12 protein-coding genes are annotated in these 12,395 nt (G+C 70.8%); 3 read left to right on the top strand and 9 right to left on the bottom strand.

What is annotated here, in order from left to right:
- Positions 1–28: 28 nt before the first annotated feature.
- Positions 29–610, top strand: coding sequence for a helix-turn-helix domain-containing protein (locus Van01_RS06090; protein WP_204001584.1), 582 nt, complete (start codon positions 29–31; stop codon positions 608–610).
- A 453-nt stretch (positions 611–1,063) separates the two neighbouring features.
- On the opposite strand, the gene Van01_RS06085 is transcribed toward Van01_RS06090, so the two are convergent.
- From Van01_RS06085 to kdd, 6 genes are read right to left on the bottom strand one after another with little or no spacing between them, the layout of a single operon-like run.
- The gene (locus Van01_RS06085; protein WP_204001582.1) at positions 1,064–2,395 is read right to left on the bottom strand and encodes a glutamate mutase L; all 1,332 of its coding nucleotides are present in this window, start codon (positions 2,393–2,395) and stop codon (positions 1,064–1,066) included.
- Complete coding sequence (gene kal, locus Van01_RS06080; RefSeq protein WP_204001578.1) at positions 2,392–2,784, bottom strand: 3-aminobutyryl-CoA ammonia lyase; 393 nt, start codon at positions 2,782–2,784, stop codon at positions 2,392–2,394. Before kal ends, Van01_RS06085 begins: the two co-directional genes overlap by 4 nt.
- Positions 2,781–3,536, bottom strand: a complete 756-nt coding sequence (gene kamE, locus Van01_RS06075) for a lysine 5,6-aminomutase subunit beta (protein ID WP_204001575.1) — start codon at positions 3,534–3,536, stop codon at positions 2,781–2,783. Before kamE ends, kal begins: the two co-directional genes overlap by 4 nt.
- Positions 3,533–5,110, bottom strand: coding sequence for a lysine 5,6-aminomutase subunit alpha (kamD, locus tag Van01_RS06070; RefSeq protein ID WP_204001558.1), 1,578 nt, complete (start codon positions 5,108–5,110; stop codon positions 3,533–3,535). The genes kamE and kamD overlap by 4 nt, the downstream gene beginning before the upstream one ends.
- Entirely contained in the window at positions 5,107–6,678 is a 1,572-nt protein-coding gene (locus tag Van01_RS06065; RefSeq protein ID WP_204001555.1) for an amidohydrolase, read from the bottom strand. The genes kamD and Van01_RS06065 overlap by 4 nt, the downstream gene beginning before the upstream one ends.
- Before the next feature lie 4 nt (positions 6,679–6,682).
- Positions 6,683–7,744, bottom strand: coding sequence for an L-erythro-3,5-diaminohexanoate dehydrogenase (kdd, locus tag Van01_RS06060; RefSeq protein WP_446685900.1), 1,062 nt, complete (start codon positions 7,742–7,744; stop codon positions 6,683–6,685).
- 141 nt (positions 7,745–7,885) lie between these two features.
- Between kdd and Van01_RS06055 the strand changes: the two genes are divergently transcribed.
- On the top strand, positions 7,886–9,292 hold the full coding sequence (locus Van01_RS06055) for a KamA family radical SAM protein (protein ID WP_204001552.1): 1,407 nt from the start codon (positions 7,886–7,888) through the stop codon (positions 9,290–9,292).
- Positions 9,293–9,382: 90 nt separating this feature from the next.
- On the opposite strand, the gene Van01_RS06050 is transcribed toward Van01_RS06055, so the two are convergent.
- The 3 genes from Van01_RS06050 to Van01_RS06040 all read right to left on the bottom strand — a co-directional run bounded on the left by Van01_RS06050 (position 9,383) and on the right by Van01_RS06040 (position 11,692).
- Positions 9,383–9,577, bottom strand: coding sequence for a CsbD family protein (locus Van01_RS06050; protein ID WP_204001550.1), 195 nt, complete (start codon positions 9,575–9,577; stop codon positions 9,383–9,385).
- A 160-nt stretch (positions 9,578–9,737) separates the two neighbouring features.
- A complete protein-coding gene (locus Van01_RS06045; protein WP_204001547.1) occupies positions 9,738–11,414 on the bottom strand; it encodes an ATP-binding cassette domain-containing protein in 1,677 nt (558 codons plus the stop codon).
- Positions 11,415–11,527: 113 nt separating this feature from the next.
- On the bottom strand, positions 11,528–11,692 hold the full coding sequence (locus Van01_RS06040; protein ID WP_204001543.1) for a hypothetical protein: 165 nt from the start codon (positions 11,690–11,692) through the stop codon (positions 11,528–11,530).
- A 69-nt stretch (positions 11,693–11,761) separates the two neighbouring features.
- On the opposite strand from Van01_RS06040, the gene Van01_RS06035 reads away from it, so the two are divergent.
- On the top strand, positions 11,762–12,382 hold the full coding sequence (locus Van01_RS06035) for a histidine phosphatase family protein (protein ID WP_204001541.1): 621 nt from the start codon (positions 11,762–11,764) through the stop codon (positions 12,380–12,382).
- The last annotated feature ends 13 nt before the right edge of the window (positions 12,383–12,395 follow it).

The following is a 12,395-nucleotide window of genomic DNA, read 5'->3' as shown; positions in this document are numbered from 1 at the left end:
CAGCCGATCGACAAGTAATCTTGCCGTTATGGCAAACGAGGAGGCGGCGGTGCTGGCAGCGGTCGGCCCCCGACTGCGCGCCCTGCGCAAACAGCGCGGCACCACCCTCACCGAACTCGCCGACACCACAGGCATCTCGGTGAGCACCCTGTCCCGGCTCGAATCCGGACAACGCCGCCCCACCCTGGAACTACTGCTGCCACTGGCCCGCGCCCACCAGGTGCCCCTTGACGAACTCGTCGGCGCCCCCGCCGTCGGCGACCCCCGGGTCCGCCCCCGGCCCATCGTCCGGCACGGCATGACCTTCCTGCCGCTGACCCGCCGCCCCGGTGGCCTGCAGGCGTTCAAACAGATCCTGCCCCCGCACACCCCCGCCGACCCGCAACCACAGTCCCACGAAGGCTACGAGTGGCTGTACGTGCTCTCCGGCCAGCTCCGACTACGCCTCGGCGGCCACGACCTGCTCCTCGCGCCCGGCGAGGTGGCCGAATTCGACACCCGGGTGCCGCACTGCGTCACCAACCCCGGCCCCGGACCCACCGAGGTGCTCAACCTATACGGCCCGCAGGGCGAACGCCTGCACGTCCGGGCCCGCCCCAGCACCGGCTGAACCCGACCACCACACGACGAAGTCGGGGCGCGGCATACGCCGCGCCCCGATGCTCCCAGGCCCCTCCCGGCCGGTGCGGCGGAATGTGACACGCCGACCTTCGGACCGACCCGACGGTGACTGGCTGTCCCCGCCTGGCCGTTGTCTACTGGCCGTGCACCCCATCCTGCCCGTACACCGGTAACCGCGGCCGGTTCGCGCCGCCCCGCCGACCCCCGCCCGCTGGACCTGGCCGCCGCGACTGAACATGCACCGTGTCGCTCGGCCAGCGGACGAAGGGACGAAGCGAACAACAGCCGCTTCCCGTGGTAGGACTCAAAGACGGTACGTGGCCCACCCCCGGCCTTGTCAACCCACCCCCGACGAGTCGTCTCCCCGCCCCGGCGTGTCGGGACCACCACCACTGCGGCGACCACCCGCCCAGCAACCACCGACAGCCGCCGTCCACCCTGGTCAACCGAGCAACGGCCGCAGCAGCGCCCGCGCCGCCACCGGATGCTCCCCGGCCAGCAACCCAGCCGCGGCCAGCACATAATCGGCATCCACCACCGGCCGGGCCGCCCTCGGCAACGCCCACCCACCGGCATGGTCGGACAACACCGCGTCCAACACCCCGGCGGCATCACCGTCCGGCGCGTGCCGCAACACCCCGCCGGAACCGACAAGCAGCCGCACGTCCCGCAGATCCCGACCGGACCGCTCACCGGTGCCCACCCCACGGGCATGCCGGCGCAACGCCACAGTCGCCGCCAACGCCGCGAACCGCGCGTCGACAGCCCTGCCGACCGCATCCGCCGGCAGGAACCCGGGATCAGCGGCCCGCACCGCGGCCTCGGCCGCCAACCCGTCGCCCTCCCCCGCCGCGACCAGACGCTCCTCCACAGCCGCCCGCACCACGCCGGGGGCACTCCACCGCACCCCCAGATCCCCCTCCACGGTCCGCGCCCGCCACAGCTCACCGGCCACCTCCCGACCGGGCCCACTGGCCCGTTCGTCCGGAGTCAGCACCGAATACACGTCAGTGGTCGCGCCACCCACGTCGACCACCACCAGATCACCACCGGCCACGTCGGCGAGCACCTCCACCCCCGACAGCACCGCGTCCGGCGTCGCCGCCCGCACCAGCCGCGCGAACCGGCCACCCCGCGACAACCCCTTGCCACCGATGACGTGCCGCAGGAACACCTGCCGGATCGCCGCCCGCGCCGACACCGGCGCCAACACCCCGATCCGAGGCAGCACATTGTCGGCAACCGTCACCGGCACCCCCGCCCCGGCCAACAACCCGTGCAGGTCGTCCCGGACATCGACGTTGCCGGCCAACACCACAGGCACCCGCCAGCGGGCCCGCGCCAGCCGCGTCGCATTGTGCGTCAACGTCTCGGCGTCCCCGCCGTCGGTGCCACCCACCAGCAGCACCACGTCCGCACGGGCCGCCCGCAACGCCGTCAACTCCGCCCGACCCAGCCGCCCGGCCGCCACGTGCACCACGTCCGCCCCCGCCGACAGGCCCACCCGCCGGCCCGCCTGCGCGGTCACCAACGGCTCGTAGCCGATCACCGCCAGCCGCAACCCGCCACCGGCCGACGAGCACACGAACCACGGCACCTCACCCGAGCCGAGCCCGACACCCGCCGCACCCACCGCCGCGTCCAGCCCGTGCAGCACATCCGACGCCACAGTGGTGGGCACCGCCGCCGCCGACACCAACCCGCCACCGGCCAGGTCGACCACCGCGACCTTCGTGTACGTCGACCCGACGTCGGCGCAGACCGCGACGTTCACACCGCGACGGGCACGACGACGGTGCCGGTCGCCGTCACCGCCACGATCGGCGGATCGAGGACCTCCGCCGCCGACGCACCCCGATCCGGCCGGCCCCGGCACACCACCCGGGCCTCGAAGTCGATGGTGCGGCTACGGGTACCCACCCGGGTCACCGTCGCCACCACCTCCAGCACGTCACCGGCCCGCATCGGCGCCTTGAACTGCACATCCGAATACGACGCGAACAACCCCTCGTCACCGTCGGTCCGGATACACACCTCGGTGGCCACATCCCCGAACAGACCCAACGCGTACGCCCCGTCGACCAGGTCACCCGCATAGTGGGCGTGCGCGTACGGCACGTACCGCCGATGCGTCACCGTCACACCCAGCCGCCGGTCCGTCATGCCACAGCCGCCTTCCTACCCGTGATCAACGCGTGCACCAGGTAGGACGCCACCTCACCCGGAGTCGTACCCCGACCGAAGATCCGATCCACCCCCAGCTCCCCGGCCTGAGACTCGTCGAACCGCGGCCCACCCACGATCAACAACGGTCGCCGCGCCGCCGGCATCGCCTCCCGGAACGCCGCCGACATCTCCCGCGTGTTGTGCAGATGCGCGTCCCGCTGCGTCACCACCTGCGACACCAGCACCGCGTCGGCCCGCGCCACCCGCGCCGCCTCCACCAACTCCGGCACACTCACCTGCGCCCCCAGGTTCGTCACCGACAACTCCCGGTAATACTCCAGGCCCTTCTCCCCCGCGATGCCCTTCACATTCAGGATCGCGTCGATACCCACCGTGTGCGCGTCCGTGCCGATACACGCCCCCACCACCGACAACTTCCGCCGCAACCGCCGCTTGACGACCGCATTGACCTCCTTGGCGCTGAGCAACGGAAAGTCCCGCTCCACCACCCGCACCGCCGACAGGTCCACCAGATGGTTGACCCGCCCGTACACCACGAAGAACGTGAACCCGTCACCAATCGGCTTCGCGTGCACGAGCAACGCCGGATCGACACCCATCTTGTTCGCCAACTGCACCGCCGCACCCTCGGCCCGCTTGTCATGCGGCACCGGCAACGTGAACGACACCTGCACCATGCCGTCACCAGTGGTATCCCCGTACGGCCGCACCACACTGCCGCCCGTCACCGCCGGACCTCCTCGGGCCGCGACTGCTCCAGGATCTCCGTCGCCGGGTTGTAGTAACCCGCCTCGTGCCGCGCCACCCCGTCCAGACCCTTACCCCGATCCGCCGGCCGCTTCATGATCCCGAACGTGCCCTCGGCGATCGCCGTCAACAACGACTGATCCCCGATCCGCTCCAACAGATCCACCGCCTCACCCAGCACCCGGTTCGCCCGCTGCTGAATGAACCCACCCGACGCCGGCACGAAATCCTCAGCCAACCCGCCCGCCGCACCCAACACGTACCGCACGTTCTGCAACGCGATGTCCCGATCCGACAACCACGGCGTCACCACCGCCTCCGTCATCATCCCCACCAGCAGAATCCCCTGCCCGGTCAGCGCACCCACCAGATTGAAGAAACCATCAAGCAGATTGCCCCGGAACACATCCCCGGTCATGTGCTTCGTCGGCGGCATCCACTTCAACGGCGCATCCGGAAACAACTCCCGCGCCAACAACGCGTGCGCCAACTCCAACCGCAACGACTCCGGCACCTCAGGGTTGATCTCGAAAGCGTGCCCCAACCCCAACTGCCAGTCCGCCAACCCCGCCTCATGCGCGAAATACTCGTTGAGCAACTGCGACACCGTCACCGTGTGCGCCTCATCCACCGCATCCGCAGTGGTCAGGTAATTGTCCTCACCGGTGTTGATGATGATCCCCGCCCGCGCGTGCACCTGCCGCGAGAACCGCTGATCCACGAACGTCCGCACCGGATTGATGTCCCGGAACAAAATCCCGTACATCGAATCGTTGAGCATCATGTCCAGCCGCTCCAGGCCAGCCAACGTCGCCATCTCCGGCATGCACAACCCCGACGCGTAGTTCGTCAGCCGCACATACCGACCCAGCTCCTTCGACGACACATCCAACGCCGCCCGCATCAACCGGAAGTTCTCCTGCGTCGCGTACGTCCCCGCGAACCCCTCCCGCGTCGCACCCTCCGGCACGTAGTCCAACAACGACTGCCCCGTCGACCGGATCACCGCGATCACATCAGCACCCGCCCGCGCCGCCGCCTGCGCCTGCGGAATGTCCTCGTAGATGTCCCCCGTCGCCACGATCAGATAGATCCACGGCCGCCGCGGCGGATCCCCGTACCGCTTCACCAGCCGGTCCCGCTCGACCCGCCGCCGATCGATCCGCCGGATCCCCGCCGCGACCGCCTTGCGGGCGGCCCGCCGCGCCGCCGTCGCCGCCCGACCAGCCGGCACCTGGAACCGCACCGACCCCGCTGCCGCCTTCTGCGCCAACAACGTCACATCGGCGCTCTGCTCCCGCACCAGAGCGTCGAAAACCGGCAACGCCACCCCGTGACCCAACCCGACATCCGCCACCACCGCCTCCACCAGACGGTTCACCCACGGAATCCCGTCCGGATCGGCACCCACCACCCCGGCCAGCCGCAGCACCGCCCGCTCCACCGACACAGTGGTGTGACCACGCGCCAACTCCACCACCGGCCGCCCGGCCCGCCGCGCCAACTCCCGCGCCCGCGCCACGAGCACCGGATCCAGATCAAGCTTCCCCGTCACGCGGACGACCCCTCCTCATAGATCACCTCGCCGCGCAGCACCGTACGCCGGCACACCGGCAACGGCGTCGGATCATCCGCACCCCGAGCCTCCGGATCCTCGGCCTGCAACACCGGCAAACCCCGCTCAACCCCCGCCGGCGTGGACCACACCGCGAACGTCGCCGGCGCACCCAACGCCAGCACCCCCTCGCTGTCCAGATGCACCGCCCGCCAACCACCCCGCGTATGCGCCGCGAACGCCGCCCGCACACTCATCCGCTGCACCGGGTTGTGATGCGCCACCGCCGCCCGCACCGAACCCCACGGATCCAACGGCGTCACAGGCGAATCCGAACCGAACGCCAACGCCACCCCGACCCCGTGCATCGCACCCATCGGATTCGACGCCAACGACCGCGCCAACCCCAACCGCGTCTCGTACATCCGGCCCGCGCCACCCCACAACCTGTCGAACGCCGGCTGCATCGACGCCACCACCCCGTACTCCACGAACCCGGCGATCAACCGCCGATCCACGATCTCCGCGTGCTCCACCCGATGCCGCGCCGCCCGCAACCGCTCCGTGCCCAACCGCCGCGCCGCCCCCGCGAACCCCTCAAGCACCGTCGAAACCGCCGCGTCACCTATCGCATGGAACCCGCCCTGCATCCCGTGCGCCGCACAGTCAAACAAATGATCACGAACCTGATCCGCGCTCAGATAGCCGTGACCACACCCGTCACCATCGGCATACGGCTGCGACAGATGCGCCGTACGCGACCCCAACGCACCATCAGCGAACAGATCACCACCGGCACCGACCGCACCCAACTCCCGCGCCCGAGCCGCACCACCCAACTCACCCCAGTACCCGTACACCTCCGGCACCCCCGCACCGGAGATCCCCAGCAGACCGGTGAAATCCTCCTCGTCGGAAATCTCCGGCCCACCGCACTCGTGCACCGCCGCGATCCCCACCGACGCCGCGTACCCCAACGCCACCCGCTGCGCCGCCACCCGCTGCGCCCGCGTCACCGACGCCCGCGCCACCGCCCGCACCACATGATGCGCGTCCCGACGCAGCCAACCCGACTCGTCGTACCCCGGCACCGCCGCCGCCTCCGGACACGCCACCAGCAACGCCGACGACACCAACACCGAATGGATCGACGCCTGCGACAGATACACCCGCCGACCGGCCGCCGCCCGCCCCAACTGCGCCGCCGACGGCGGCTGCGCCACCGGCCACGTCGACTCGTCCCACCCGTGCCCCAGCACCACCGCGTCCGCCGGCAGACCCGCCGCGTACGCCGACACCGCGTCCAACAGCTCACCTGCCGACCGCACCCCGGACAGATCAAGCCCGGACAACACCAACCCCGTGTCACTGACATGCACGTGCGCGTCCACGAAAGCCGGCGTCACCAACGCACCGTCCAGCTCCACCACCAGGTCCGCCGACGGAGCGTCAGCCTCCGAACCCAGCCACACGATCCGCCCGTCACGGACCAGCAACGCGGTCGCGGACGGATCCGCCGGGCAGTGCAGCACACCAGCGCGGTACAACGTCGAGGGGTTGTTCGTCATGGCCTCAGTCTGCCGCCAGCCGAGCCTCGAACAGCCCACGCACCCCCGGCTCACCCCGCAACAGACCCAACGCCAGCTCCGCGTGCCCCGGCACATACCCGTTGCCGACAAGCATCGTCACATCCGCAGCCAGACCCTCCGCGCCCAACGCGGCCGCCGCGAAACTCGTCGCCATCGAGAAAAAGATCACCGTCCCGCCGTCCGCCGTCGCCAGCACCGCGCCATGCTCACAGCCCGGCACATCCACGCACACCACAGTCACGTCCGCCGGCGCCCCCAGCGCCGAGGTCACCGCCGTCGACAACGCCACCGGATCACGGGCATCGGCCAACACCACCGCGTCGGCCAGCCCCGCCGCCACCAGCGCATCACGCTCCGCGACCACCGGCACCACACCGACCGTCCGGCCCGCGCCCGCCCGCCCCGCCGCCGCCAGCGACAACGAACCGCTCTTACCCGCCCCGCCGACCACCGCCACCGCCACCGGCCGGGCGTCCCCCTCAGCCGCCCGCTCCGCCACGTACCGGGACACCACCCGCGAGGTCAACGCCGGCGCACCGCACACGTCCAGCACCGCCAGGGACAGCTGCGGGTCCAGATCCGCCGGCAGCACCGCCGCCACCGACCGGGCGAACAGAATCGCCCACCCCTCACACGGCACCTGCTCGCTCCGGCCGTCCCAGCCGGCCAACCCGTCGGTCACCACAAGCGGCGTCAACGTCAACGACACGAGCGTGGCCACCCGCTCGCCCGCCTTCAACCCCAACGGCGAACGCCGACCGGCCTCCTCGACCGTGCCGATCAGCATGCCGCCCGACCCGGTCACCGGGTTCTGCATCTTCCCCCGGGTGGCGATGATGTCGAGCACCTCGGCCCGGACCGCGTCGCCGTCCCCGGCGTGCTTGACGGACAACTGCCGGAAACTCGCCGCGTCCAGATTCAGCCGCTCCACCCGGATACGCACCTCGTTCGGCGCGATCTCCGGACGCGTGTCGAGCCGCCAGGCCGCCTGCGGCAATACGCCCGCAGGCTCCACGACGCGGTGCAGACCCACCGGTGACGTCACGCCGACCTCCCCTGTCCGACCGCCTGAAGCCCCGCCTTGGACTCGCACGGCGGGAAAACTTACGGCAGAATAATTTCTCTACCGAAATTTTTCCAGTAGCCTTCGGGTCGCTGATCACCCAGGCAGACCAGAGGAGGGGCCGTGACCCAGACCCGACCGCCGGTGCAGACCATCCCGGCAGCACCACCGGCCCCCACCACCGCCCTCGGCGGCCAGCCCTACGAGTACCGCCGCAGCCCCCTCGTCGAACCCGACTGGACCCGCTTCCCCGGCTGGCGCACGGTCACCCGCGACCAGTGGGAGAGCGCCCAGTGGCAACGCGTCAACTGCGTCAAGAACATCAAGCAACTGCGCACCGTGCTCGGTGACACCGTCGATGACACCTTCTACGCCGACCTCGAAGCCGACCAGCGCGCCCTGGCCACCATGTCCATGCTGGTGACCCCGCAGATGCTCAACACCATGGCGCCGTACGCGCCACCGACCACCGACGCACTGCTCGCCGACCCCATCCGGCGCTACATGATCCCGGTGGCCTCCGACCGCCGCACCGACTGGCCGTCACACCCCTACGCCACCCGCGACTCGCTGCACGAACACGACATGTGGGTCGCCGAGGGCCTCACCCACCGCTACCCCACCAAGGTCCTCGCCGAACTGCTCTCCACCTGCCCGCAGTACTGCGGGCACTGCACCCGCATGGACCTGGTCGGCAACTCCACCCCCACGGTGGACAAGCTCAAGCTCACCCTCAAGCCCGTCGACCGCTACGACGCCCACATCAGCTACCTCAAGGCCCACCCCGGAGTGCGCGACGTCGTCGTCTCCGGCGGCGACGTGGCGAACGTGCCCTGGCGCAACCTTGAGTCCTACCTGATGCGCCTGCTGGAGATCGAAACGATCCGGGACATCCGGCTCGCCACCAAGGCCCTCATGGGCCTCCCCCAGCACTGGCTGCAACCCGACGTCGTCGAGGGGCTGGAACGCGTCGCCCGCACCGCCGCCCGCCGCGGCGTCAACCTCGCCATCCACACCCACGTCAACCACGCCCAGTCGCTCACCCCGCTGGTCGCCAGGGCCGCCCAGACCGCCCTCGACATCGGCGTCCGCGACGTACGCAACCAGGGCGTACTGATGCGCGGGGTCAACGCCACAAGCACCGACCTGCTCGACCTCTGCTTCGCGCTCCAGGGCGAGGCGGGGATCCTGCCCTACTACTTCTACATGTGCGACATGATCCCCAACGCCGAGCACTGGCGGGTCCCGGTCTGGCACGCCCAACAGCTCCAGCACGACATCATGGGCTACCTGCCCGGATACGCCACCCCCCGGATCGTCTGCGACGTGCCGTTCGTCGGGAAGCGCTGGGTGCACATGGTCACCGAGTACGACCGCGAGCGCGGCATCTCCTACTGGACGAAGAACTACCGCACCTCAATCGAATCCGCCGACCTGGAGGCGCTCAGCAAGCGCTACGCCTACTACGACCCGATCGACACCCTCCCTGAGGCCGGCCAGCAGTGGTGGCACGCCCACCGCGACGACTGAGCCGGCCCGGACGCCCCTGCGCCGACAGGTGGCACGCGCCGCGAAGCGGGCCGCCGGATCATTCCGGCGGCCCGCTTCCGTGCTGGGCTGTCACTTCGTGAAGGCGTCCTTCGCGTTGCGCCCGGCCTCCTTGACGTTCTCACCGGCCTGACGAGTGCGGGCGTCGCTCTGCTGGCTGGCGCCCTCGGCCCGCATGCGCTCGTTGTCGGTCATGTCGCCGATGCGCTCCCTGGCGGCGCCGCTCAGTTCCTCGACCTTGTTCTTCGCCTTGTCGGTGAAGCTCATGTCGCCTCCCCTGCCTGTTCGGCGGTAGCGCGGAGCGGATCGCTCCGCGCTGTCTTGTGTCCCCCTGTGTTGTGGGCTGAAACGGCTGCTTAGCTGGTGGTGGGGCGCACATCGGCTAAGGCGTCCTAGGACACTAGGGGTATGGCTGGAGTGCGGTCGATCATGGAAGTGCCTCCTCACCTCCCGGAAGGAACAGGGTCGGCCAGGCCGCCAGGTCGACAAGCAGTTGTCGGTCGTGGGTGGCCACGACGACCGCAGCCCGGGTTTCCAGCAGGGCGGCCGTCAGGTCGTCCACCAGGGACATCGACAGGTGATTCGTGGGCTCGTCGAGGATCAACAGATCGGGCTGCTCGGCGAGCCGCAACGCAAGGTCCAGCCGGCGCTGCTGCCCCTGGGACATCCGCCCCACCGGAGTACGCAGCGCCTCCCGGTCGAGCAGGTCGGTCGCGGCCAGGGGCAACCGGGCACCGGATTCGAGATCTCCCCCGGATCCGAGTCGGCCGACGTGCTGCTCGTAGAGATCGCGGGCGAGCACGTCCGGTGGCCAGACCGGAACCTCCTGCCCCAGATAGGCGACCCGGGCCCGCCCGACATGCCGAATATCACCGGTCGTCGGTTCGAGGTCCCGCGCCAGAACCCGGAGCACCGTCGACTTACCCGCCCCGTTGGGTCCGGTCACCAGCAGCCGGTCCCCGCCGTCAACAGCCAGGGTGACCGGTTGGCGCAGACGTCCGGTGACGGTGACGCCGTGGCAGCGCAGCACGGGTGTCCCGGGCCGGGTATCAAGGTCGGGCCAGCGTAGGCGCAGCGGCGGCTCGGGCACCGTCAGCCGGTGGGCATCGAGTTCCTCCTGACGGCGACGGAACGCCTGCACCACACCGGGGGCCCGGGACTGGCGCTGGTGCTTGCCGTGCCCCTTCTCCGGACGCCAGCCGGTGCTGAGCCGCTGCCGCGCCTCGCTCACCGCGTCGGCCAATCGCTGGTGCTCGGCCTGCTGGGCCTCGAAATCACGGACCCAGCGCGCACGCTCACGCCGGCGGCCCTCCTGCCACCCCGGGTAGCCGCCCGCGAAGATCCGTGGTCGGTCGTCCACACTCGGGTCGAGGTCCAGGAAATCCACCGCCACGTCACCCAGCAGGGCACGGTCGTGGCTCACCAGCACCACCCCACCGGGATGCTGACGCAGCCGTGCGGTGAGAAACGCCAGGCCAGCGGCGTCGAGATGATTTGTCGGCTCGTCCAGCATCAGCAGGTCGTGGCGGGCCCCCAGCAGGCAGGCCAACCGAACCCGGTAGCGCTGACCGACCGACAACGTCGTCAACGGGCGGCTCCGGTCGGTGCAGGCGTCGAGCCCGGCCAACGCCACATCGACGCGACGTTCCGCGTCCCAGGCGTCCAGGCGGGTCGCCGCGTCGAGCGCGGCGGCGTACGCGCCGTCCGCACCGGGCCGTCCCTCGGCCAACGCCGTCGCCGCGTCGTCGATCGCCCGCACCGCCCGGCGGGACTCCCCCAGCGCGGTCAGGACGAGGGTGCCCACCGTCTCACCGTGCCGCGCCGGCAGCGCCTGCCGGGCCAACCCGACCGTACCGACCCGCGCAACCGTGCCCTGGTCCGGCGTGAGCACGCCGGCGAGCACGTGCAACAGGGTCGTCTTACCTCGCCCGTTCTCACCGACGACGGCCAACCGGGACCGGGCCGAGACGGTCACGCTGACCTCGGCGAGTACCACCCGGCCACCCAGTACCACCCGGACGCCGTCGGCCCGTACGTGCGCCCGGTCGCCGGCCGGCAGGCCGCCCGTCGGCTCGTGCGATGTGATCAGTTCGCGATTGTTCACTCTGCGCTCTTCGGCTCGTCGTGGAGCCGGGCAGCAGCGACACGCCGCCCGGCGGGAACACCAGGACGGCGGAACAGAGCTGGATCAGAGAAAGCCGGTCAACCCTGCCGCCGTCAGCGGCGGGTCCACAGCTTCTTCGAGGCGGTGCCGGAGTGCATGACCATCACCGTACCCGACCGGTCGGGCCAGCCACCATCGAGCACGGCGCCACCGGCCCGCCCCCGGGGATCCCGTCGCCGCCCGGCACCGGGCGCACCAGCCTGGTTGACTAAGGGCATGGGCCAGCGAATCCTCCGGACCGACGCGGTGCGGTCGCCGCGCGGCGGGCAGCGACGGGGCACGATGGCATGAGCGAGATCCTGCTCGTCCGACACGGCGAGACCACGTGGAGCGCCAGCCGCCGCCACACCTCGTACACCGATCTGCCGCTCACCCCCGACGGCGAACGGCAGGCCCGCGCGCTCGGTCCGGCGGTCGCCGGACGGCGGTTCGTCGCGGTGCTGACCAGCCCACGGATCCGGGCGCTGCGCACCGCGCAGCTGGCCGGACTGGCCGTCACCGGCACCGACGACGACCTCGCCGAATGGCACTACGGCGACTACGAGGGGCGTACCACCGCCCAGATCCAGGACGAACACCCGGGATGGAGCGTCTGGACCGACGGGTGCCCGGGCGGCGAGTCGCCGAGCGAGGTCGGTGAGCGCCTCGACCGCGTGCTCGCCAAACTGCATCCCCTGCTTGACCGAGGACCCGTCGCGCTCGTCGGACACGCGCACGCGCTCCGGGTGCTCGGCGCCCGGTGGATCGGCCTGCCCCCGTCAGCGGGTGGGCTGCTCCGCCTGGACACCGCCACCCTGAGCCTGCTCGGTCACGAACACGGCCGGCGGGTGATCCTCCGCTGGAACCAACCGCCTCCGGCAACGCCCGCGCCCGACCAGAACGGGCCGGAAGCGACGGCCCGCCACTGACCATCCGGGCGCC

The sequence above is a fragment of the Micromonospora andamanensis genome, from assembly GCF_016863495.1.
In the GTDB taxonomy this organism is placed as follows: domain Bacteria; phylum Actinomycetota; class Actinomycetes; order Mycobacteriales; family Micromonosporaceae; genus Micromonospora; species Micromonospora andamanensis.
This window is presented reverse-complemented; position numbering and strand designations above follow the sequence as displayed.

Coding starts and splice junctions, on each gene's coding strand:
- Van01_RS06035 (WP_204001541.1), top strand. CDS start 11,762: ATGAGCGAGATCCTGCTCGTCCGACACGGCGAGACCACGTGGAGCGCC.
- Van01_RS06090 (WP_204001584.1), top strand. CDS start 29: ATGGCAAACGAGGAGGCGGCGGTGCTGGCAGCGGTCGGCCCCCGACTG.
- Van01_RS06040 (WP_204001543.1), bottom strand. CDS start 11,692: ATGCCCTTAGTCAACCAGGCTGGTGCGCCCGGTGCCGGGCGGCGACGG.
- Van01_RS06050 (WP_204001550.1), bottom strand. CDS start 9,577: ATGAGCTTCACCGACAAGGCGAAGAACAAGGTCGAGGAACTGAGCGGC.
- kal (WP_204001578.1), bottom strand. CDS start 2,784: ATGACGGACCGGCGGCTGGGTGTGACGGTGACGCATCGGCGGTACGTG.
- Van01_RS06065 (WP_204001555.1), bottom strand. CDS start 6,678: ATGACGAACAACCCCTCGACGTTGTACCGCGCTGGTGTGCTGCACTGC.